General features: G+C 72.3%; 18 protein-coding genes. 5 read left to right on the plus strand and 13 right to left on the minus strand.

Features of this window, described 5'->3' with window-relative positions:
* Positions 1–54: 54 nt before the first annotated feature.
* The 4 genes from HW837_RS08940 to HW837_RS08955 are packed head-to-tail and all read right to left on the minus strand — an operon-like array spanning position 55 to position 3,765.
* Positions 55–666, minus strand: a complete 612-nt coding sequence (locus tag HW837_RS08940) for a hypothetical protein (protein ID WP_045559700.1) — start codon at positions 664–666, stop codon at positions 55–57.
* Entirely contained in the window at positions 663–1,535 is an 873-nt protein-coding gene (locus HW837_RS08945) for a carbohydrate ABC transporter permease (protein WP_045559701.1), read from the minus strand. The genes HW837_RS08940 and HW837_RS08945 overlap by 4 nt, the downstream gene beginning before the upstream one ends.
* A complete protein-coding gene (locus tag HW837_RS08950; RefSeq protein ID WP_045559702.1) occupies positions 1,532–2,473 on the minus strand; it encodes a carbohydrate ABC transporter permease in 942 nt (313 codons plus the stop codon). Before HW837_RS08950 ends, HW837_RS08945 begins: the two co-directional genes overlap by 4 nt.
* Complete coding sequence (locus HW837_RS08955; protein ID WP_093791254.1) at positions 2,470–3,765, minus strand: ABC transporter substrate-binding protein; 1,296 nt, start codon at positions 3,763–3,765, stop codon at positions 2,470–2,472. The genes HW837_RS08950 and HW837_RS08955 overlap by 4 nt, the downstream gene beginning before the upstream one ends.
* Before the next feature lie 65 nt (positions 3,766–3,830).
* On the opposite strand from HW837_RS08955, the gene HW837_RS08960 reads away from it, so the two are divergent.
* A complete protein-coding gene (locus HW837_RS08960) occupies positions 3,831–5,180 on the plus strand; it encodes a Gfo/Idh/MocA family protein (RefSeq protein WP_193380999.1) in 1,350 nt (449 codons plus the stop codon).
* A 46-nt stretch (positions 5,181–5,226) separates the two neighbouring features.
* On the opposite strand, the gene HW837_RS08965 is transcribed toward HW837_RS08960, so the two are convergent.
* Positions 5,227–6,459, minus strand: coding sequence for a cytochrome P450 (locus tag HW837_RS08965; protein ID WP_093791258.1), 1,233 nt, complete (start codon positions 6,457–6,459; stop codon positions 5,227–5,229).
* A 257-nt stretch (positions 6,460–6,716) separates the two neighbouring features.
* Here HW837_RS08965 and HW837_RS08970 point away from each other — a divergent pair, with 257 nt between their 5' ends.
* Positions 6,717–7,172, plus strand: coding sequence for an SRPBCC family protein (locus tag HW837_RS08970; protein WP_193381000.1), 456 nt, complete (start codon positions 6,717–6,719; stop codon positions 7,170–7,172).
* A 130-nt stretch (positions 7,173–7,302) separates the two neighbouring features.
* Positions 7,303–7,953 (plus strand): class I SAM-dependent DNA methyltransferase, encoded by a 651-nt coding sequence (locus HW837_RS08975; protein WP_193381001.1) that lies wholly within the window; start codon positions 7,303–7,305, stop codon positions 7,951–7,953.
* A 64-nt stretch (positions 7,954–8,017) separates the two neighbouring features.
* Here HW837_RS08975 and HW837_RS08980 read toward each other — a convergent pair whose 3' ends face one another.
* The 3 genes from HW837_RS08980 to HW837_RS08990 form a co-directional block, all read right to left on the minus strand.
* On the minus strand, positions 8,018–8,950 hold the full coding sequence (locus HW837_RS08980) for a hypothetical protein (RefSeq protein WP_237270112.1): 933 nt from the start codon (positions 8,948–8,950) through the stop codon (positions 8,018–8,020).
* A gap of 76 nt (positions 8,951–9,026) precedes the next feature.
* Complete coding sequence (locus HW837_RS08985; protein WP_078853653.1) at positions 9,027–10,154, minus strand: DUF4185 domain-containing protein; 1,128 nt, start codon at positions 10,152–10,154, stop codon at positions 9,027–9,029.
* Positions 10,155–10,279: 125 nt separating this feature from the next.
* A complete protein-coding gene (locus tag HW837_RS08990) occupies positions 10,280–10,798 on the minus strand; it encodes a phospholipase A2 (protein WP_045559709.1) in 519 nt (172 codons plus the stop codon).
* A 149-nt stretch (positions 10,799–10,947) separates the two neighbouring features.
* On the opposite strand from HW837_RS08990, the gene HW837_RS08995 reads away from it, so the two are divergent.
* Positions 10,948–13,875: an nSTAND1 domain-containing NTPase gene (locus HW837_RS08995; RefSeq protein ID WP_093791434.1), complete on the plus strand. Its 2,928-nt coding sequence runs from the start codon at positions 10,948–10,950 to the stop codon at positions 13,873–13,875.
* Between the two features lie 51 nt (positions 13,876–13,926).
* Here HW837_RS08995 and HW837_RS09000 read toward each other — a convergent pair whose 3' ends face one another.
* The 5 genes from HW837_RS09000 to HW837_RS09020 form a co-directional block, all read right to left on the minus strand.
* Positions 13,927–15,081, minus strand: coding sequence for an XdhC family protein (locus tag HW837_RS09000; protein ID WP_193381002.1), 1,155 nt, complete (start codon positions 15,079–15,081; stop codon positions 13,927–13,929).
* Positions 15,082–15,142: 61 nt separating this feature from the next.
* Complete coding sequence (locus tag HW837_RS09005) at positions 15,143–16,588, minus strand: NCS2 family permease (RefSeq protein ID WP_193381003.1); 1,446 nt, start codon at positions 16,586–16,588, stop codon at positions 15,143–15,145.
* Positions 16,589–16,935: 347 nt separating this feature from the next.
* A complete protein-coding gene (locus tag HW837_RS09010; protein WP_045559712.1) occupies positions 16,936–19,323 on the minus strand; it encodes a xanthine dehydrogenase family protein molybdopterin-binding subunit in 2,388 nt (795 codons plus the stop codon).
* Between the two features lie 2 nt (positions 19,324–19,325).
* Positions 19,326–19,928 (minus strand): (2Fe-2S)-binding protein, encoded by a 603-nt coding sequence (locus tag HW837_RS09015; RefSeq protein WP_045559713.1) that lies wholly within the window; start codon positions 19,926–19,928, stop codon positions 19,326–19,328.
* Positions 19,928–20,818 carry an FAD binding domain-containing protein gene (locus HW837_RS09020; RefSeq protein ID WP_045559714.1) on the minus strand — a complete coding sequence of 297 codons (891 nt, stop codon included), beginning with the start codon at positions 20,816–20,818 and terminating at the stop codon, positions 19,928–19,930. Before HW837_RS09020 ends, HW837_RS09015 begins: the two co-directional genes overlap by 1 nt.
* Positions 20,819–21,082: 264 nt before the next feature.
* On the opposite strand from HW837_RS09020, the gene HW837_RS09025 reads away from it, so the two are divergent.
* Positions 21,083–22,765: a PucR family transcriptional regulator gene (locus tag HW837_RS09025; protein WP_045559715.1), complete on the plus strand. Its 1,683-nt coding sequence runs from the start codon at positions 21,083–21,085 to the stop codon at positions 22,763–22,765.
* Positions 22,766–22,778 lie beyond the last annotated feature (13 nt).

The raw sequence follows: 22,778 nt of genomic DNA on the forward strand, positions 1-22,778 counted from the left end.
GTCCGAGGCACGGGCCCGTCATGCGCGTCAGCCCGTCGTGCGGGGGTCAGCCCATCACACGCCCTCCCGTACGGCGACCCCTTTTCCGCGTACGTCGACGGCCGTGAGCGCCAGCGCCAGCAGCCCCGGTACGAGGAACACCAGCGGCAGCAGCATCCAGGCGCTCGCCGCGGCCGTCGCCACCGCGAGGACGACCAGCGCGCTGCCGCCCGGATCGCGCACCGCGTCCCGGGCCGCTCCCCGCACCGCCGCCGGCCAGTCCCCGACCGACTCGGGGCGGGCGCAGGCACGCAAGCCGATCACGGCGGCGCAGCCGCCGAGGGCGGCGACGAGGAGGGCGAAGGCCCTGCCGCCGGGGAGTCCGGCACCGGCGAGGGCCAGATCGACCAGGGCGAGGAACAGGCCGCCGAGGGCGAGCAGCCCGGCGGCCAGGTCGCCGGGGCGCAGTCGCCTGCGCAGCGCCCCGAGGAACCGGGCGGCCGTGACCGGGCGGCCCTCGCGTACGCCGCGCAGGACCGCGCAGGCCGTGGAGAGCGCGGCGGGCACGGTGACCAGCGGAAGGCTCACCACCGCCACGGCGACACCGACACTCAGCACATCGGCGAACAGCGTCATGCGCGGGCCGAAGATCTCGCCCGGCTCCCGGTCGGTCCGCGGCGCGCTCACCCCTTGATCCCGGAGTTGGCCATGCCCTCCACCAGGAACCGCTGGAAGGCGAGGAAGAACAGCACGATCGGCAGGAGGGCGATGACGGACATGGCGAACATCGGGCCGAACGCCGAGGTGCTCGACGCGTCCACGAACGACCTGAGCGCCAGGGTCAACGTGAACTTCTCCGGCGAGAAGAGATAGATCAGCTGGGTGAAGAAGTCGTTCCAGGTCCAGATGAAGGTGAAGATCGCGGTGGTGATCAGGGCGGGCCGGGTGAGGGGCAGGATCACCGAGAAGAAGCTCCGGAACGGTCCGCAGCCGTCGATGCGCGCCGCCTCCTCCAGTTCCCTCGGCAGTCCGCGCATGAACTGCACGATGAGGAAGACGAAGAAGGCCTCGGTGGCGAGGAACTTCGGCAGGATCAGCGGCCAGTAGGTGTTCACCATGCCGAGCTGGTTGAAGATGATGTACTGCGGGATCAGCACGGCGTGGTGCGGCAGCATGATCGTCGCGATCATGAAGGCGAAGAGCGGTCCCCGGAAACGGAAGCGCAGCCGCGCGAAGGCGTACGCGGCCAGGGAGCAGGAGAGGACGTTCCCGACGACCGCGCCGCCGGCGATCAGCAGGGAGTTGCCGAGCAGCCGGCCCACCGACACGTCGTTGACGCCGTCGAGCGCGGTCTCGTAGTTGGACCACTCCAGCCGGCTCGGCAGCAGGTCGAGGCTGGCGATGACCTCGTTCGCGGGCTTCACGGAGGTCGCGAGGAGCCAGGCCAGCGGGTACAGCATGACGAGGAGCGCGGCCAGGCAGCCGGCGTGCAGGGCCACCCGCCGCCAGGCGACAGGCTTGCGTACTACGGGCGTTGAGGGTGTGCTGGTGGTCATCGGTCCCCCTCGGAGGCGTAGAAGACCCAGGAGCGGGACGTGCGGAACAGGATCGCGGTGACCGCGCCGATGGCGAGCAGCAGCACCCACGCCATGGCGGAGGCGTAGCCCATGTGGGAGGCGACGAAGCCCCGGTCGTAGAGGTAGAGCGTGTAGAAGAGGGTGGAGTCGGCGGGGCCGCCCTTGCCCGCGCTGACCGCGAAGGCCGGGGTGAAGACCTGGAAGGCCTGGATGGTCTGGAGGACCAGGTTGAAGAAGATCACGGGCGACAGCATCGGCACCGTGATCGACACGAAGCGGCGCCAGGCACTCGCGCCGTCCACCTCGGCGGCCTCGTACAACTCCCCCGGGATCTGCTGGAGTCCGGCGAGGAAGATGACCATCGGGGCGCCGAACTGCCACACCGTGAGCAGGGCGACCGCGAGCAGGGCCCAGCCGGGACGGTTGACCCAGCCGCCGGTGCCGAGGAGGTGGTCGACGGTGCCGCCGTCGTTGAAGATCGCCCGCCAGACCAGGGCGATGGACATGGAGGCGCCGAGGAGCGAGGGGGCGTAGAAGGCGGAGCGGTAGAAGGCGCGGCCGCGCTTCATGTTCTTCAGGGCCAGGGCGACCAGGAGGGCGAGGGCCAGTTGCAGCGGGACGGCGAGGACGACGTACAGCAGGGTCGTCGCCACCGAGCGCCAGTAGCGGGGGTCCTCGGTGAACATCTGGGTGTAGTTGCGCAGGCCCACCCAGCTGGGGGCGTTGAAGAGGTCGTAGTCGGTGAAGGAGAGGTAGAGCGAGACGGCCATCGGGAGCAGGGTCAGGACGCAGGCCCCGAGCACCCAGGGGGAGAGGAACACCCAGGCCGCGCCCTCCCGTCGGCGGCGCCGGGCGGGCCGGTCCGGCTGGGGAACTCCCTTGCCGCGTACGGTGGTCGGCAGTTGCGTGGTGGTCATGACCTCAGCTCCGCCTTCGCCTCGGTGAGGTAGTTCTCGGCGGCCTCGCGGGGGGACATCCGCTCGTAGGACACCTGGTCGTAGTCGCGCTGGAACGTGGTCTGCAGGGCGCTGTCGCCCGACGGGGGCGCCTGGGGCGGCGGGTCGAGCTTCCCTTCGACGGTGGCCTGGTACTCGTAGATCGTCCTGTCGAAGTCCTTGAGCTCGGCCGCGATGTCGGCACGGATCGACTCGTTGACGGGGATGCCCCGGGTGGCGCCGAGGATCTTCGCGGCCTCGTCGTCGTTGAGCAGGAAGTCGACGAGCCGGGCGGACTCCTCCGGGTGGCCGGAGTCGGCGGCCACGCCCATGAACATGGAGGGCTTGAAGTACTGCCCTGGCGTGCCGTCCTCGCCGCCCGGCATGGGGGCGAGGGAGATCCCGGTGGGGACGAGGGCGAGGTAACCGCTCGCGGGCGCGTCCCAGTTGACGTCGGAGGCGGCCGTGCCCCGGCCCAGCGGGGTGTTCTCGACCGTGCCGTCGAGCTGGGTGGTCTGTTCGGCGGGCGAGACGGCGCCCTCGCGGCGGAGCCGGTCGGTGAAGGTCCACCAGCGGGTCAGATCGTCGGCGTCGAAGCCGAGCCGGCGGTCCTCGGTGTAGAGGGCCTTGCCCTGGCCGCGCAGCCAGATCTCGAAGGCGTCCTCGCTCTGCCCGGGGTCGGTACCGCCGGGTTCTCCGCTCTCCTCGGCCACCTTCCGCATGGCGTCGGCCCATTCGCTCCAGGTCCAGCCGACCCGGGGCGGTGCGAGACCGGCCGCCTTCCACTTCTCGGTGTCGTAGACCATGGTCTCGGTGCCACGGCCCTGCGGCACGGCGTACTGCTTGCCGTCGACCTTGCCGGTGGCGAGCAGTCCCGGCTCGAACTCGGCGGTGTCCAGGGCCGATCGCTGTTCGGCGAGGTCCAGGAGCACGCCCCCGGAGGCGTACTGGTCGATCATCCGGTAGTCGAGCTGCATCACGTCCGGGGCGTCGCCGCCGGCGGCCTGGGTGGCGAGCTTCTGCTTGTAGGCCTCGTAGCCGGCGAAGGAGGTCTGTATGTCGATCCCCGGGTTCTTCTGCTCGAAGAGTTCGACGGCCGCCTGGGTTCTGGCGGCCCGGTCGGGGTTGCCCCACCACGTGTAGCGCAGGACGACCTTCCCGCCGTCGCCGCCCGACCCGTCCGCGCCGGAGCAGCCGGCGAGCAGCGCGCAGAGCGCCAGCGCGGCGGCCGCCGCACGGGGTTTCCAGGACTCCCTCGTCCTGATTCGGGGCATGAGTGGGTCACCTCTTTCACTAGAAAGCGCTTCCACCCCCCGTAGCGACCCTAGGGAAGGTCCGGATGTCACAACAAGACCCCTGCACCACCTCCCCACAACCCCGCCGCGCCGCCGTGGTGGGGCTCGGTGCCCGGGCGCGGATGTTCACCGAGGCCCTGACGGGACCCTTCGCGGAACGGGTGGAGCTGGTCGGGCTCTGCGACCTGAACACGCACCGCATGGCCGCCCACAACGCCTGGATCGCCGCCGACCACCCCGGCCGCGCGCCCGTACCGGCGTACGGGGCCGACGAGTTCGAGGAGATGCTGCGCCGCGAGCGGGTCGACCTGGTCGTGGTGTGCACGGTGGACCGGACCCACGACCACTACATCGTCCGCGCCCTGGAGGCGGGCTGCGACGTCGTCACCGAGAAGCCGATGACGACCGACGCCGAGCGCGCCCACCGCATCCTGGAGGCCCGGCGGCGGACCGGGCGCGAGGTCCGCGTCTCCTTCAACTACCGCTACAACCCCGTGCATTCGGCCGTACGGGAACTGCTCGCGAGCGGTGAGATCGGGGAGGTCGGCTCGGTGCACTTCGAGTGGCTGCTCGATCTGCGGCACGGCGCCGACTACTTCCGCCGCTGGCACCGCGACAAGGCGAACTCGGGCGGTCTCCTCGTCCACAAGTCGACCCACCACTTCGACCTGGTCAACTGGTGGCTCGGCACCCGCCCCGAGACCGTCTACGCCCAGGGCGGCCTCTTCTTCTACGGCGACGAGGCGGGCCGCCGCCGGGGCCTCGCCCGGGACTACACCCGCGCCCACGGCTCCCCGGCGGCCGAGTCCGACCCCTTCGCTCTGCGCCTGCGGGACTCCCCCGTCCTCACCGCGCTCTACCTGGACGCCGAGCGGGAGGACGGCTACCACCGCGACCAGAACGTCTTCGGGCCCGGCGTCAGCATCGAGGACGACATGGCGGTCCTCGTCCGCTACGCCTCCGGCGCCACCCTGACCTACCACCTCACCGCCTACTCCCCCTGGGAGGGCTACCGCATCGCCTTCAACGGCAGCGAGGGGCGCGTCGAGCTGCTGGTGGAGGAGTCGACGTGGACGCGGGCCCAGGTACGGGTCACCGGCGCGAGCCCGGTCCTGCACGGCGCCGAGGCGGGCGGGGCGACCGGCAGGACCCAGCTGCTGGTCCGCCGTTTCTGGGAGCCGCCGCGCGAGGTGAAGGTGAAGACGGGCGAGGGCGGGCACGGCGGCGGCGATGTCCGCATGCTGGCCGACCTGTTCGGGGAGCGGGTGCCGGACGCGCTCGGGCGGGCGGCCCACGCGGTGGACGGGGCACGGTCACTGGTGACGGGGCTGGCGGCGAACCGGTCGCTGGAGACGGGGATGCTGGTGGCGGCGCGGGAGTTGCTGGACGTGTGAGCCGTCCTCGGTCTCCGCGCGCCGCCCGGCGCTCACGCCGCGCGGATCACCAGACGAGGTCGAGGCGTTCCGGGGAGCGGTGGATCAACGTCGGCCGCATGGTGATCCGTCGGCCCTCCGCCAGCCGCAGCTCCGGGAGGCGGCTGGTCAACTGCTCCAGCGTCAGGCGGAGTTGTTCCCGGGCGAGCTGTGAGCCGGGGCAGGTGTGGGTGCCGAGACCGAAGGAGAGGTGACGGCTGCCGGCGTGGCGGGTGATGTCGAAGTCGTCGGGACGCGGGTGGCGGGAAGCGTCCCGGTTGGCGCCGGCGAACGCGAGGAACACCGGTGTCCCGGCGGGGAGTTCGGTGCCCGCGAGGGTGACCGGGCGGGTGGTGACGCGACGGAAGCCCTGCAACGCGGTGTCATAGCGGGCGGCTTCCTCGACGGCGGCCGGGATGCGCTCCGGTTCGGCGCAGAGCAGCTCCCACTGCCGGCGGTCGCGCAGCAGATGCAGGACGGTGGTCCCGATGAGGGCCGTCGTGGTCAGGTGCCCCGCGATGAGCAGGTTCTGGAGGTGGGCGACGACCTGGTGCCGCTCGTCGAGCGTCAGCTCGCCGGTGCCCGGTCCTGCGACGGAGGTGATGAGTTCGGTGCCCAGGTCCGCGCGCGGGTCCGCGCGCCGGGCGCGTACGAAGGCGTCGAGCCGGTGGGCGGTGGCGACCACGTCCTCGGCCGCCGCGATCTGCTCGGCCTCCGTCATGGGCCGGAACAGCAGCTGCTCGGCCCGGTGACCGCCGTGCACCAGCGCCCGCACGTCGTCCGGGTCGAACCCGACGAGCCGCCCGACGACCTCGCCGGGCAGCCGCCCCGCGTACGCCGACATCAGCTCGACGCGGCCGCCCTCGCCGTTCTTGACGAAGTCGTCGACGAGGGCGGCGGCCCGTTCGGCGGCGTACGGCAGGACGGCGGCGACCCTGGCGGGCGACAGGCCCCGCACGATGGGGGCGCGCAGCTCCTGGTGGAGGGCGCCGTCGGCGGTGACGACGACGGGGCGGCCGCCGAAGCCGCCGCCGAGGACGGCCAGCGCGGCGGGCGCGGGCATGACGTCGGGGCGCAGGGCGTTGGCCGAGGAGAAGTCCTCCGGGCGCCGCAGCACCTCCCGTACGTCGGCGTCCCGCGCCACCAGCCAGGAGTCCAGCTCGGGGACGTACGTCAGCCCCTCGGCCGCCCTGGCCCGCGCGTAGAGCGGATACGGATCCCGCTGCAACTCGTCGAGTCTGGCGTGCAGTTCAGGGTCCACGAGAGCACCTTCCGGCCAGGGGCGGGCGTGCGGTCGCGCTCATCGTGCCGTACGGCGTGGCGGGGCGGTAGGGGCTCTGCGCCGAGTGCGACGGACGACGGACGGGCGGGGCGGTCCGCGTGGGGTGATCCGGGTGGGGCGGGGCGGTGCTGGGGGCCGTGCTGGGGGGCGGTCCGGATGCATGCGGGCACATGACGCGACCCTCCGTACGCCCTCGCCACCCGCCTCCTCCGCGCGGGTTCGCCTACGCTCGCCCCGTGGTTCTCTTCCTCCTGGAACGCCTCTCCCCGCTCCCCGTGGACCGTGCCTGGTGGCTGCTGACCGACTGGCCCCGGCACGGGGACGTCGTGCCGCTGACCCGCGTCACCGTGCGCACGCCTCCGCCGACCGGTGAGGGCACGGTGTTCGTGGCCCGCAGCGGTGTGGGGCCGCTCGCCTTCGACGACCCGATGGAGGTCACGGTCTGGCAGCCGCCCGAGGCGGGGGCAGCCGGCAAGTGCCGTCTCGTCAAGCATGGTTCGTTCGTCACCGGGTGGGCCGAGATCGAGGTCCATCCGCACGGTGACGGCGCGTCCCGTACGGTCTGGCGCGAGGACCTGCGGGTGCGCCCGCTGCCGGGCCTGTTCGACCGCCCGCTCGGAGGGCTGGCGCGGCGCATGTTCGGACGGGCGATGGACAGGCTGCTCACGGACGACGAACGACGTCGGGGCTGAACGGACGACGAACGGCGTCGGGGCTGATCCGCACGGTGTCCGGCCCGGCCCGATCGTCACCGCCGCACAGGCCGCTCTCTCCGGCCGCTGTCCGACGTCGTTGTCAGACCCTCCGGCTACCGTCCGAAGCATGAGCGCACACGACCACACCACCCGGGAGTCCTACGACACGGTCGCCACCGACTACGAGAAGCTGCTGAGAGACGAGTTGGCGAAGAGCCCGTTCGAGCGGGCCATGCTGGGGGTGTTCGCCGAGCGGGTGCTGGACGCCGGGGGCGGACGCGTCGCGGACCTGGGGTGCGGGCCGGGGCGGATCACCGGACATCTGGCCTCGCTGGGGCTCGACGTCTGTGGCGTCGACCTCTCGCCCCAGATGATCGCCGTGGCCCGCTGGGCGCACCCGGGGCTCCGGTTCGACGTGGGCACGATGACCGCCCTCGACTTCGAGGACGGCTGCTTGGCGGGCGCCCTCGCCTGGTACTCCACTGTTCACACCCCGCTCGCCGAACTCCCGCCATTGTTACGGGAGTTCCACCGGATCCTCGCCCCCGGCGGACTCCTCGCCATGGCGTACAAGGTGGGCGACGAGTCCGTCCATCTGACGCACGCCTACGGTCACCCCCTCGACCTCGACGTCCACCGCTTCCCGCCGGACCGGATCGCCGAGCTGCTGCGCGACGCCGGCTTGGTGGAGTCGGCGCGGTTGGTGCGGGAGGCCGACGGGCCCGGCACCACGGCGAACACCCCGCAGGCGTACGTGCTGGCGCGCAAGCCGGGGTGAGCCGACCGGAGACCTGGACCTGCGGCTGAGGGCCGGGACCCGGAGAGCGGGTGCCGGCCGGTGGTCAGGACGGGCCCGGGTCCCCGTTGCGGCCGGCGGCCAGGCCGTCGCGGCGGTCGCGGTCGCCGTCGCCCGTGGTGCTGAGGAGGGTGTCGCAGATCTCGCGGAGCTTGTCGGTGGCCTGTTTGGAGAAGAGTCCGCAGAGCCCGGCGATGCCGGAGAAGCCGTACGGGTTGGTCGCCCCGGTGCCGGAGCTGCCGGCGAACAGGCCGCCGCGCAGCAGGAGATAGACGAGGAGCGCGAGGGCCACCCCGATCCCGGCACGCAGGAGGTACCACCACAGCCAGCTCGCGTAGAGCCGCCGGTTGCCGACGTATGTCGCGAAGGACGTGGCCGCGTGGACGAAGCTGCCGAGCGCGCTGCACACCACCACGGCCAGCAGCATCGCGGTGTCGGCGGTCAGCGACCAGTCCCCCAGGCCGAACGGCGACCAGCGCGCGGTGGCCGTGGGCTCCGCCCCGGGCTCGACCGTCGCCAGCACCGCCGGCCAGAGCGTCACGAGGGCTCCGCAGACGAAGACGACATCGGCGAGGAGGAAGAGCCCCAGGAGCGCGGTCGACACGGTCGACAACCGCCGGTCGTCGGCGGCACCGCCGCTTCCGGGTTCCCCTGGGCCGGTGTCACTGCCCGAGCCCCCGCCACCGTGACCGGCGTCGGCTCCGGCTCCGGCTCCGGTGTCGGCACCGGCATCGGCATCGGCATCGGCATCGGCGGCCGGAGCCTCGTCGCCGCCCGCACCCGGGGCATTGGCCCCGCCGGCGGCGTCCCCGCCTTCGGCGCCCTCCGCGGTCCTGACGTCCGTGCCGTCGCCCGTGGCCGTGCCGTCGCTCGTGCCGTCGTCGGCGGTGGCTCCCCGCCCCCGCTCGTCCGTGTCCGCCCCCGTCGCGCCGGCCGGGCTCTCGGTCCCGTCCCCGCGCGGTCGCTCCCCACCGGTCATGCTGCTCAACTGCCCGCCCCCGTAGTGCTGTTGCCCTAGAGCAACGGTCGGCCCTGCCGACCCGGGGGTCAAGCGGTCAGGGGGCGAGACCGCGAACGCGGTACTGCATGACGCGGTACGGCCAGCCCGCCTCGGTGTTCCATTGGCTCACCGACAGGTGCAGGTCGTCGAGCGTCGACCCTGGAATGACGTAACCGCCGTACAACTGCGCCACGTGGGTGTCGTCCTCGTCGCCCCAGGACGTGCCCCACAGGAGGGTGCGGCGATGGGCGGTGCGCAGGTCCGCCGTGGGGTGGTCGGCGACCAGGCCCTCGATCCGGTAGTCGCCCTGGTTGAACCAGGTCAGGATCCACCGGCCGTCGAGCAGGCGCAGACAGAGCTCGCCGAACCTGCCCTCCAGGACGGGCGTGGGCGGGTTGCCCCAGGCCCAGCAGCCGTCGGGGCCCTGTCCCCACGGCTCGTAGGCACCGGGATCAGTCAGCCGGCCCGGGCGTACGCGGTGCAGGATGACCGGCTTGTCCCGCTGGAACCCGGTAGACAGGACGTAGACGTACCCGTCACCTCCGAGCGCCCAGGTGAGCAGCTGGAACATGCCGCCGTGCAGGTTCGCGGCGAACACGGCACCGGTGGCACTCCAGGTCGCGCCCGAGTCGTCCGACCGCCAGATCTCGGTGCGCACCACGTTGCCGAGCCCTTTGTTCACCATGACGTGCAGATACATGGTGTCGCCGAGGGTGATCACGTCGGAGGGCAGCACGGTGGAGTATGCGGGGTTGTCGTGGTCGTACGGCCACAGCTGCCGGGCGTGCCGTCCCCCCACCGCACCGGTCCAGACGACCGGCCGACGGTGCCCGTCGAAGCGCCCGTACAGCGCCACGGGCGAGCGCCACCACCCGCCGCCGACCCTGGCTTCCTCGAAGGTGTCGCCGAAGACGAACAGGAGTCGGCCGTCGGGCGTCCGTACCGGCACGCCCAGGTCGGTGGCCTCCATGCGGAACCGGGTGGTGAGACCGGGACCGGTGAGGTCGGCGATCTTGGAGACGCGGAGGGGGTCCGTCGCCGCGTGGGCCGGGGTGCGGAGCAGGGGGCCGCCCGCGAGGACCGCCGTGGCGGTGGCCCGGAGGAAGCCGGCCCGGCTGAGGTGGACCGGGCGGACGTGGGCCCGGGGTGGACGTGGGGCGCTGTCCGGTGTGCTGTCGGGCATGAATGCTCCTTCGTGAATGTGGGGGACCCGGGGGGCGGGGTATCGCCCCCGCGCGGCCGTCTCTGTACCTCGCCCACCGCGACGGCGCCCCCCGAACAGGCGGGCGCCGTCGCGGCCTTCTGCTGTCAGGCGGCCCAGAAGTACTTGTCTCCGAAGTTGTGCACGGCCAGGTAGGCGGCGCGTGCATGGATCAGGCACCAGTTGCCGCCGCCGTGGTGGTCGAAGCACGTCTGGCGCATCTCGTGCCAGAAGCGCGTGTCGATCCAGTCCTTCGTCTGCCGGATGGGGCTGAGCCGGAGGCCTCCGGCTTGCGCCCCGTAGTTGCGGTAGCCGAAGTCGTGCTGGTTGCAGGCTTCGGTGAACAGGTTCTTGATCTCCTGCGGGCCGCTGCACCCGTCGTTGGCCCAGTTGAACGGTGCGACCTTCGGGTGCTTGGTGAAGTCGTAGTACCGAAGGTTCATGATGCGGTCCGCGACCTGCCGGACATCCTCCGCGGGCGCTGCCGCGGCGACCGTCCGCAGGGAGGGCGCGGTCCGCACGACGGCGGCGGGAGCCGCGACGGCGGGCAGGGCCTCGCCGACGCCGAGCGCGGTCACGGCGGTGGCCAGGAGCGCGGGCAGGACGGTTCGTACGCGGGTCTTCATGGAATTCCTCTTTTCCGTTCGTCGTCCGGTCCTCGGTGCGGGACCTGATGCACCGTTTGTAGCCGCTAATCTGTTGTTCAAGGCCGGTGGGCCGATGGTGAACAAACGGATGCCGAACAATCCGTGCGAGACGGGGAAAGGGTGGGCGCATGCCGCGGGGGGAAAAGCCTCTGGACCCGGAAGGCGGTCCTCTGTTCGAATTCGCGGCCCGCTTACGGAAACTGCGGGAACAGGCCGGCCGCCCGACCTACCGCGACCTTTCACAAAAATCGCATTATGGGATCGCGGCACTGTCCTCGGCTGCGGCAGGGCGTCAGCTTCCCAGCCTGGCCGTCACTCTCGCCTACGTCCGCGCCTGCGGCGGTGACGAGCGGGAATGGAAACGGATCTGGCAAAGGACGGCCGACGCGTGCAGCGGCACGGACACCTCGGCCGCGACCGGCGCGGAGAACCGGAAAGGGGGCGGCGCCAAGCCGCCCTATGCCGGTCTGCGCGCGTTCGAGGAGGCCGATGCCGCGTCTTTCTTCGGACGCGAGAAACTCACCGCCGCACTCGTCGAACATCTGAAGGAAAAACGGCTCCTCGTGTTGTTCGGGGCATCGGGATCCGGAAAATCGTCCGTGCTGCGCGCGGGTGTGCTCCCCGCATTTCCCGATGTTTCCTCACTGGTCCTCACCCCCGGACCGAATCCCCTGGAGGAATGCGCCCTACGGCTGGCTGCCCGGGCCGGGGTGGCTCCCGGCCCGGTCCGTGCCGACCTCGCGGCCGAACCGGACACCTTCCACCGGATGGTGCGCCAGATCCTCGCCGGGCAGCAGGAGGCCGGCTCCGCGACGGACGAACTCCTCGTCGTCGTGGACCAGTTCGAGGAGGTGTTCACCCTCTGTGCCGACGCGCGGGAGCGGGAGCGGTTCGTCGCCGCGCTCGTGCACGCGGCGCAGGCCCCCGACAGCCGCACACGGGTCGCCATCGCCGTGCGGTCCGACTTCTACACGCACTGCATCCGGCTGGCCGGTCTCGTCGAGGCTCTGCCCCATGCCCACCATCCCGTCGGCCCGATGAACGCCGAGGAACTGAGGGCGGCGATCGTCCAGCCCGCTGCCCGCTCCCGGCTCACCGTCGAAAGTGCCCTGCTGACGACCCTCACGGCCGAGGCCCACGGCCGGCCGGGCGCGCTGCCCCTGCTCTCGCACGCTCTGCTGGAGACCTGGCAACGACGTCGGGGCAACGCTCTCACGCTGGCCGGATACCGCGCGGCGGGCGGCATCGAGGACGCGCTCGCCCAGACCGCCGAGAAGTTCCACGACGCCCTCGACGACAGCCGCCAGAAGGCCGCGCGGCGGCTGTTCCTGCGCCTCGTCGCCCTGGGTGAGGGCACCGAGGACACCAAACGCCGTGTGCCACGCCGGGAACTCGACAGCGGTCCGGACACCGGCTTCGTCCTCGAACAGGCGACCAGGGCCAGGCTGCTGACGGCCGACGCCGACCACGTGGAGATCGCCCACGAGGCCCTGATCCGCTGCTGGCCCCGGTTCGGCGCCTGGCTGGAGGAGGACCGCGGCCAGGTACGTCTGCACCGGGCCCTCACCGAGGCCACCACACTCTGGGAGTCCCTGGACCGCGACCCCGACACCCTGTACCGCGGGGTACGCCTCGCCGCGGCGAAGGACATCCCGCCGCAGGCGCTGACCGCCCGGGAACGCGCCTTCCTCGACGCCGGCGAGGAGGCCGCACAGCTGACGCGACAGCGCGGCCGCCGCAGCCTGCGCCGCCTGCGCAGGCTGGCCGGAGCCCTGGTCGTCCTGCTCGTGTGCGCCGTGGCCGCCACCGGTTTCGCCGTCCGGGCACAGCACACCGTCACCCAGCAGCGCAACGAGGCCGTGGCCCTCCGGGCCGCCGACGAAGCCGTGCTCCTCAGCCGGCACGATCCGTCCCTCGCCGTCCAGATCGCGCTGGCCGCCTACCGGCGGACTCAGCAGGACCGTACCGAGGACGCCCTGCTCAGCTCGCTGTCCGTCGCGTCGACCGACCCCGGAACGACCGGCTCCGCACCCATCGGGCGGGCACCGGTCGGGCACACACCGGCCGTGCCCGCCGACGGCCGCACCCTGGCCATGGCCGACGGCTCCCAGGTCGCCCTGTGGGACATCACCGATCCACGGCGGCCCTCCCGACTCGGCACCACCGAGGGGGCCGGCCTGGGCCCGATCCAGTTCACCCGGGACGGCGACACACTGCTCGGTGTGGGCAGCGACGGCACGCTCCGGCTGTGGGACGTGAGCGACCCGCACCACCCCAGGGTGCTGTCGAAGCGGCCCACGGAACACACCGACAGCGTCTACTCCGTCGCCGTACGCGGGGACGGCCACGTGGCCGCCACCGGCAGCTACGACGACACCATCCGCCTCTGGGACATCACCGACCCGGCCCGCCCCCGTCTGCTCGACACGCTCACCGGGCACACCGGCGATGTCAAACCCGTGGTGTTCAGCCCCGACGGAAAGACCTTGGCCTCGGGCTCCAACGACCACGACATCCGCATCTGGGACGTGACCGACCCGCACCACGCCGCCCCCGTCGCCGTCCTGGAGGGGCACGAACACTTCGTCGACGCCCTCGCCTACAGTCCGGACGGCCGTACGCTGCTGAGCGGGAGCGACGACCGCACGGCGAGGCTGTGGGACGTCGGCGATCTCCCCCGGCGCCGTGGGCTGGGTGTGCTGGCCCGGCACACCGACATCGTCACCAGCGTGGCCTTCGCCTCCCACGGCCGCACGGCGGTGACCGTCGGCATCGACGGCGTGGTGAGCGCCTGGGACCTGAACGACCGCGCGCGCCCTGCTCCCCTGGCCCGCCTCACCAACCCGGGCGGGACGGTCAAGGAGGTCCGCTACCTGGAGGCGGACGGGACGTTCCTCACCGTGACCGCCCACCAGAGTGTGCAGATCTGGTACACCGACCTCGACCGGGCGCTCGCCGAGGCCTGCGACCGCGTCCGAGGCACCATCAGCCGCGCCGAGTGGGCCGACCACTTCCCCCGCCTCGACTACGACCCGCCCTGCCCGCGCCGCACCTGACGGGGAACGGCCGCCCGGCGAGCAGGTGAAGAACGCCGTCCCGGCGAACCCTCAGGAGACGCGCAGGCTCGGCAGTTCCGTGAGGGTGGCCGGGCCGTCGTGGTGGATCGGGGTGTGCGCGCCGGTCAGGGACACCCCGCTGCCGCCCCGCCGGTCGGCGACGATCTCGGCGGCGATGGACAGCGCGGTCTCCTCCGGGGTGCGCGCGCCGAGGTCGAGACCGATCGGGGAGCGCAGCCGGGCCAGCTCCAGTTCGGTGACGCCGACCTGGCGGAGGCGTTCGTTGCGGTCGAGGTGGGTGCGGCGGGACCCCATCGCGCCGACGTAGGCGACGGGGAGCCGTAGGGCGAGCTGGAGGAGCGGGATGTCGAACTTGGCGTCGTGGGTGAGGACGCACAGGACCGTACGGGCGTCGACGGACGTGCGCTCCAGGTAGCGGTGGGGCCAGTCGACGACGATCTCGTCCGCCTCCGGGAAGCGGTCACGGGTCGCGAAGACGGGGCGGGCGTCGCAGACGGTGACGTGGTGGCCGAGGAACTTGCCGACGCGGACCAGCGCCGCCGCGAAGTCGATCGCGCCGAAGACGATCATCCGGGGCGGCGGGACGGACGACTCGACGAGGACCGTGAGGGGCGCTCCGCACCGCGACCCCTGCTCCCCGATCTCCACGGTCTGTGTGCGGCCGGCGTCGAGGAGGGCGCGGGCCTCGGCGGCGACCGTGCGGTCGAGCTCGGGGTGGGCGCCGTAACCGCCGTCGTAGGAGCCGTCCGGGCGGACCAGCAGGGCGCGGCCCCGCAGGTCCGCCGGGCCGGAGACGATCCGGGCCAGGGCCGCCGCCCGCCCGCTCGCGGCGGTGGCGAGCGCGGCGGCGGCCACCGGGCGGACGGGATCGCCGGCCCGCACCGGCGTGACGAGGATGTCGATGACTCCGCCGCAGGTCAGCCCGACGGCGAAGGCGTCGTCGTCGCTGTAGCCGAAGCGTTCGAGGATCGACTCGCCGTCGGCCAGCGCCTGTTGGCACAGTTCGTAGACGGCGCCCTCCACACAGCCGCCGGAGACCGAGCCGATCGCCGTGCCGTCGGCGTCCACCGCGAGGGCGGCGCCCGGCCGGCGGGGCGCGCTGCCGCCGACGGCCACCACGGTGGCCACGGCGAAGTCACGCCCCTGCTCGACCCACCGGTGCAGTTCTTCGGCGATGTCCAGCATCTCTCGGTCTCCTTCGACGTCAACAGCGGTGGTGCGGACGGTACGCGGGCGGGGACGACCGCTAGTGCACGCCCATCCAGTTCTCGATGGGGTCGAGGGCGAAGAAGACGACGAAGACCGCCGTCAGGCCCCACATGAACGCGCCGATCTCCCGCGCCCGGCCCTGGGCGAGCTTGATGGCGACGTAGGAGACGACTCCGGCGGCGACGCCCGCGGTGATGGAGTACGTGAACGGCATGATCACGACGGTCAGGAAGACGGGGATCGCGGTGGCGCGGTCGGACCAGTCGACGTGCCGGGCGTTCATCATCATCATGGCGCCGATGACGACGAGCGCGGCGGCCGCGACCTCGCCGGGCACGATCGCCGTGAGCGGGGTGAAGAACAGACAGGCCGTGAAGAAGAGACCGGTGACGACGGAGGAGAGTCCGGTGCGGGCGCCCTCGCCGACTCCCGTGGCCGACTCCACGAACACGGTCTGGCCCGAGCCGCCGGCCACCCCGCCGATCGCGCCGCCCGCGCCGTCGATGAACAGCGCCTTGGACAGGCCCGGCATCCGGCCCTTGTCGTCGGCGAGCCCGGCCTCCGTGCCCACGCCGATGATGGTGGCCATCGCGTCGAAGAACCCGGCGAGCACAAGGGTGAAGACGATCATGCCGACCGTCATCGCGCCGACGTCGCCCCAGCCGCCGAACTCGACCTGGCCGAAGAGCGAGAAGTCCGGCATCGAGACCGCGCTGCCGTGCAACTCCGGTGCGCCGCCCGCCCATTGCTTCGGGTCGATGACGTCGAGGGCGTTGAGGAGGACGGCGACGACGGTGCCGCCGACGATGCCGAGCAGGATCGCGCCGGGGACGCCCCGGGCCTGGAGCATGAAGATCGCGAGGAGAGTGACCGCGAAGAGGAGGACGGGCCAGCCGGCGAGTTCGCCGGTGGGGCCGAGGCTGACCGGGGTCGCCTTGCCCTGGTGCACGAAACCGGCCTTGTAGAAGCCGATCAGGGCGACGAACAGACCGATCCCCATGGTGATCGCGTGCTTCAGGGCGAGCGGGATGGCGTTCATGATCATCTCGCGGAGGCCGGTGACGACCAGGAGCATGATGATCACGCCGTACATCACGCACATGCCCATCGCCTGCGGCCAGGTCATCTGCGGGGCGACCTGCGAGGCGATCACGCCGGAGACGGAGAGGCCGGCGGCGAGGGCGAGCGGGACACGGCCGACGACACCCATGAGGAGCGTGCTGACGGCCGCCGCGAGCGCGGTCGCCGTGATCAGGGCCTGCTGGCCGAGGGTCGCGCCGGAGGCGTCCGGGCCGGAGAGGATGAGCGGGTTGAGCAGGAGGATGTACGCCATCGCCATGAAGGTGGTGACGCCGCCGCGGACCTCCCGGGCGGGGGTGGATCCTCGCCGGGTGATGTGGAAGTACCGGTCGAGACGGGACCGGCCGGCCGGGTCGACGGCGCCTTCGGCGATCGTCCTCGGCTTGAGCGACTGTTGGGTCATGGGGCCTTCTCCCAAGGTTCACAGGGACACCCGGCCGTTGCACTGGGCTTCGGCGGGATTTGGGAAGGTGCCCGACCCGGGGGACGGCCCGAGACGAACGTGGGTGGTGGGGTGAGCGGGTGGGTGCGTTGTCGGGTGCGGGTGCGTGGGGGCTTCTCGCGCAGTTCCCCGCGCCCCTGAAAGCATCAGGCCCCTGCGGGCCTGAAAAGACCACGGCCCTGCGCCCCTGAAAAGCACGGGGCGCAGCCCCTGCTTTTCAGGGGCGCGGGGAACTGCGCGAGAAGCCCCACGCACCCGCACCCGCCCACGAACCGACCCACCCGAGTTCATAGGCGCCCGGCGGCCACCTACGCCGTACCGGTCAGATGCTCCGGCCGTACCGGCGTCCGGTTCAACTCCAGCCCCGTCGCGGAGCGGATCGCCGCGAGGACGGCCGGGGTCGACGACAGGGTCGGCGCCTCCCCGACGCCACGCAACCCGTACGGCGCGTGGTCGTCGGCGAGTTCGAGCACGTCGACGGGGATGGTCGGCGTGTCGAGGATCGTGGGGATGAGGTAGTCCGTGAAGGACGGATTGCGCACCTTCGCGGTCTTCGGGTCGACGACGATCTCCTCCATCACCGCGATGCCCAGCCCCTGGGTCGTACCGCCCTGGATCTGGCCCACCACGGAGAGCGGGTTGAGCGCCTTGCCGACGTCCTGCGCGCAGGCGAGTTCGACGACCTTGACCATGCCCAGCTCGGTGTCGACCTCGACGACCGCGCGGTGCGCGGCGAAGGAGTACTGGACATGGCCGAAGCCCTGCCCGGTGCGCAGGTCGAACGGCTCGGTCGGCCGGTGCCGCCACTCCGCCTCGACCTCGACGGCCTCGTCCCCGAGGACGTCCACCAGGTCGGCCAGCACCTCACCCGCGTCGGTGACGACCTTGCCGCCCTCCAGCAGCAGCTCGGCCGTGGCCCAGGCGGGGTGGTACGTACCGAACTTGCGGCGCCCCCGCTCCAGGACCTTCTCGCGGACCAGCTCGCAGCTGTTCCTGACCGCGCCGCCCGTGACGTACGTCTGGCGGGACGCGGAGGTCGAGCCGGCCGAACCCACCTGGGTGTCGGCCGGGTTGATGGTCACCCGGGTGACACCCAGCTCGGTGCGGGCGATCTGCGCGTGGACGGTGATGCCGCCCTGGCCGACCTCCGCCATGGCGGTGTGGACCGTCGCCACGGGTTCGCCGCCGACGACCTCCATCCTCACCCGCGCCGTCGAGTAGTCGTCGAACCCCTCGGAGAAGCCGACGTTCTTGATGCCGACCGCGTAGCCGACGCCCCGGACGACGCCCTCGCCGTGGGTGGTGTTGGAGAGGCCGCCCGGCAGCTGTCGTACGTCCGCCGCCTCGCCCGCCGCGAGCCACTGCTGCTCCGGCGGCAGGGGCATCGCCTTGACGCGGCGCAGGAGTTCGGCGACCGGGGCCGGGGAGTCGACGGCCTGGCCGGTGGGCAGGAGGGTGCCCTGCTCCATGGCGTTGATCCGCCGGAACTCAACCGGGTCCATGCCGAGCTTCGCCGCCAGCTTGTCCATCTGCGCCTCGTACGCGAAGCACGCCTGGACCGCTCCGAAGCCGCGCATCGCGCCGCAGGGCGGGTTGTTGGTGTAGAGGGCGAGGGCCTCGATGTCGACGTCCTCGACGACGTACGGGCCCGCGCCGAGCGAGGCGGCGTTGCCGACGACGGCCGGGGAGGAGGAGGCGTAGGCGCCGCCGTCCAGGACGATACGGGCCTTGAGGTGGGTGAGCTTGCCGTCCTTCGTCGCGCCGTGCTCGTAGTGGAGCTTCGCGGGGTGACGGTGGACATGGCCGAAGAAGGACTCGAAGCGGTTGAAGACGATCTTGACGGGCTTGCCCGTGCGCAGGGCGAGCAGGCAGGCGTGGATCTGCATCGACAGGTCCTCGCGACCGCCGAAGGCCCCGCCGACACCGGCCAGCGTCATCCGGACCTTGTCCTCGGGCAGGCCGAGCACGGGGGCGATCTGGCGCAGGTCGGCGTGCAGCCACTGGGTGGCGATGTAGAGGTCGACGCCGCCGTCCTCGGCGGGGACGGCGAGGCCGGACTCGGGGCCGAGGAAGGCCTGGTCCTGCATGCCGAAGACGTACTCGCCCTCGACGATGACGTCGGCGCGCTCGCGTGCCTTCGCCACGTCGCCGCGGATGACGGGCTGGCGGTGGACGATGTTGGGGTGCGGGACGTGCCCGACGTGGTGGTCGGTTCGGTTCTCGTGGAGGAGGATCGCGTCCGGCGCGGTCGCGGAGGCCTCGTCGGAGATGACGGGCAGTTCGCGGTACTCGACCTTGATCTTGGCGGCGGCGCGCCGTGCGGTCTCGGGGTGGTCGGCCGCGACGATGGCGACGGGCTCGCCGTGGTGGCGGACCTTGCCGTGGGCGAGGACGGGGGTGTCCTGGATCTCCAGGCCGTAGTGCTTCACCTCGGTCGGCAGGTCGTCGTACGTCATGACGGCGTACACGCCGGGGGTGGCGAGGGCCTCGCCGGTGTCGATGGAGACGATCTCGGCGTGGGCGACCGGGGAGCGCAGGATCTGGCCCCAGAGCATGTCCTCGTGCCACACGTCGGAGGAGTACGCGAACTCGCCGGTGACCTTGAGGGTGCCGTCCGGGCGGAGCGTGGACTCGCCGATGCCGCCCTTGGTGCGGGAGCCCTGGGTGAGGGTGGTGGGCAGGCCGGTGGTTCCCATGGTCAGACCCCTTCGGACTGCCGGGCGGCCGCGAGGCGGACCGCGTCCATGATCGTCTCGTAGCCGGTGCAGCGGCACAGGTTGCCCGACAGCGCCTCACGGATGTCCGCGTCGCTCGGGTTCGGGGTGCGTTCCAGCATCTCGTCGGCCGCGACCAGCAGGCCCGGGGTGCAGAAGCCGCACTGCACGGCGCCGGCGTCGATGAACGCCTGCTGGATCGGGGAGAGTTCGGTGCCCTTGCCGGTCTGCGAGTCGGTGCCCCCGGCCGCCCACCGCTTGGCCTCGTCGAGCGAAGTCCCGCCCTGTGTGGGCGAACCGCAGGCACCGGACGCGCAACCGCCGTGCTCGGCCCGCTGCTTGGCGAAGTCGGCCAGCCCCTCCACCGTGACGACCTCGCGGCCCTCCACCTGTCCGGCGGCCACCAGGCACGAACACACCGGGACACCGTCGAGGCGGACCGTGCAGGAGCCGCACTCGCCCTGTTCGCAGGCGTTCTTGGAGCCGGGCAGGCCCATCCGCTCCCGCAGCACGTACAGCAGGGACTCGCCCTCCCACACGTCGTCGGCTTCCTGCGGACGGCCGTTGACCGTGAAACTGACGCGCATTACGCGACTCCCTCCGTGCGGGCGGCGGTGCCGCGGTAGGACTCCCAGGTCCACATGAGCGTGCGGCGGGCCATGACGCCGACGGCGTGACGGCGGTAGCTCGCGGTGCCGCGGACGTCGTCGATCGGGTTGCACGCGCCGGCGCACAGGTCCGCGAACTGCTTGGCGACCGACGGGGTGATGATCCGGCCGTTGTCCCAGAAGCCGCCCTCGTCTAGCGCCGCGTTCAGGAACTCCTCGGCGGCCCTGGCCCGGACGGGTGTGGGCGCGGCCGAGCCGATGCCGGTGCGGACGGTGCGCGTGGCCGGGTGCAGGGCCAGTCCGAAGGCGCAGACGGCGATGACCATGGCGTTGCGGGTGCCGACCTTGGAGTACTGCTGCGGCCCGTCGGCCTTGTCGATGTGCACCGCGCGGATCAGCTCGTCCGGCGCGAGGGCGTTGCGCTTGACGCCGGTGTAGAAGTCGTCGATGGGGATGAGCCGGGATCCCCGTACGGACTCGGCCTCGACCTGGGCGCCCGCCGCGAGCAGGGCGGGGTGGGCGTCACCGGCCGGGGAGGCGGTCCCGAGGTTGCCGCCGACGCCGCCGCGGTTGCGGATCTGCGGGGAGGCCACCGTGTGCGAGGCCAGGGCGAGGCCGGGCAGCTCGCTACGGAGGTGCTCCATGATCCGGGTGTACGGGACGGACGCGCCGAGGCGCACCGTGTCCTCGCCGACCTCCCACTCGGAGAGTTCGCCGACGCGGTTCAGGTCGAGCAGGTACTCGGGCCGACGGTGGTCGAAGTTGATCTCGACCATCACGTCGGTGCCGCCGGCGATCGGCACAGCGGTGGGGTGCTCGGCCTTCGCGGCGAGCGCCTCCTCCCAGCTGGCGGGGCGAAGGAAGTCCATCTGACCGGCTCTCTTCTTCGTCTCGGATCGTTCTGTTCAAGCCAGATCGTGTGCGGCGGGCCCGGCTCGTCCATGCGCTGTCCATGTGTTCCGGACCTCAGTACACAGCGCCCTCCGCCACCCCGGTCAGTCACGGAAAGCATGAAGGAGTTGGCTGGCCAGGGCGCACATCTTGTAGATTCGTATGAACGGAGGCCCTCTGCAACCTCTGGGTATTCCCCTGGAAACATCCTTGTTCTCGACACAGGAACGGCGGCGACGAGAATGCGCCTGCGCGCACTGCTGGAAACCGATGCGCTGGGTCTGCGGCTGCTCGGCGGCGAGGACGAACTGGACCGCACCGTGCGCGGTGTGATGACCACCGACCTCAAAGACCCCAGCCGCTATCTCTCCGGCGGCGAGCTGGTGCTCACGGGCCTCGCCTGGCGCCGTGACGCCGCCGACTCCGAACCCTTCGTACGGCTCCTGGCCGGCGCCGGCGTCACCGCGCTGGCCGCCGGGGAGGCGGAGCTGGGTGACGTCCCCGAGGACCTCGTCGTGGCCTGCGCCCGGCACCGGCTGCCGCTCTTCGCGGTCAACGAGTCGGTGGCCTTCGCGACCATCACCGAGCACGTCGTACGGCAGGTCTCCGGCGAGCGCGCGGGCGACCTGGCGGCCGTGGTGGACCGGCACCGCCGGATGATGACCTCCGGCCCGGCGGGCGGCGGCCCGGACGTCGTCCTGGACCTGCTCGGCTCCGACCTGGACCTGCGCGCCTGGGTGCTCTCCCCCGCCGGCCGGCTCGTCGCGGGCCCCGAGGACGCCGGACCCGCCCTCCCCGCCGAGCTGTGCGCGCGGCTGGCCGCCGAGCATCTGGCGGCGACGCGCAGCGGCCGGCCCGGTCCGCACCGGGTGGCCGTCGGCACCACCACGTACTCCCTCTTCCCGATCGGCGGCGCGGGCCGGGGCACGGGCTCCGGCGGCGCCCCGCGCGACGCGCGCGAGACCCTGCTGTCGGACTGGCTCCTCGCGGTCGAGGCCGACGCCGGGGACTGGCCCGCCGAGCGGCTCGACCTGCTGCACGGCGTCACCCAGCTGATCGCGGTCGAGCGCGACCGCCGCGACGCGGCCCGTACGGTACGGCGCCGGCTCGCCCAGGAGGTCCTGGAGCTGGTGCAGGTGGGGGCGGCCCCGGCCGAGATCGCGGCCCGGCTGCGGGTGGCCGCGCCGGTGCTGGTGCCCGGCCTGGGGGCGGCACCGCACTGGCAGGTCGTCGTGGCCCGGGTCGAGTGGGCGGGCGGCGAGGTCGACAGCGGCCCGGTCACCCAGGCGCTCCTGGAGGAGATCCTCGTCGACCCGCTGTCCACGGGGCCCGAGCCCTCCGACCGCGTCGCCGTCGCCCACACGGGTGAGGAGGCCATCGCCCTCGTCCCCCTCCCGGCGGTCTCCTCCGAGCACGACGGCTCCGAGTCCGGCATCCACGCCGACGCCCTCCTCGCGGCCGTACGGAACCCGCTGAGCGCCGGCCTCGACGACGACGGCCGGCTCACCCTGGGCGTCAGCGCGGCCGTGCACTCCGCCGAGGGGCTGCGCGGCGCCCTGGAGGAGGCCCGGCACGCCCGCCGGGTGGCGGCGGCCCGCTCCGGCCGGGTGTGCGCGGCCGGGCACCAGGAACTGGCCTCGCACGTCCTGCTGCTCCCCTTCGTCCCCGACGACGTGCGCCGCGCCTTCACGGCCCGGCTCCTGGACCCGCTGCGCGACTACGACCGGCGGCACCGCGCCGAGCTGATCCCCACCCTGGAGGCGTTCCTGGAGTGCGACGGCTCCTGGACGCGCTGCGCCGCGCGCCTCCACCTGCACGTCAACACGCTGCGGTACCGGGTGGGCCGCATCGAGCAGTTGACGGGCCGGGACCTCTCCCGGCTGGAGGACAAGCTGGACTTCTTCCTGGCCCTGCGCATGAGCTGAGCCCCGGGGGTGG

Source organism: Streptomyces caniscabiei (assembly GCF_014930365.1).
Lineage (GTDB): Bacteria > Actinomycetota > Actinomycetes > Streptomycetales > Streptomycetaceae > Streptomyces > Streptomyces caniscabiei.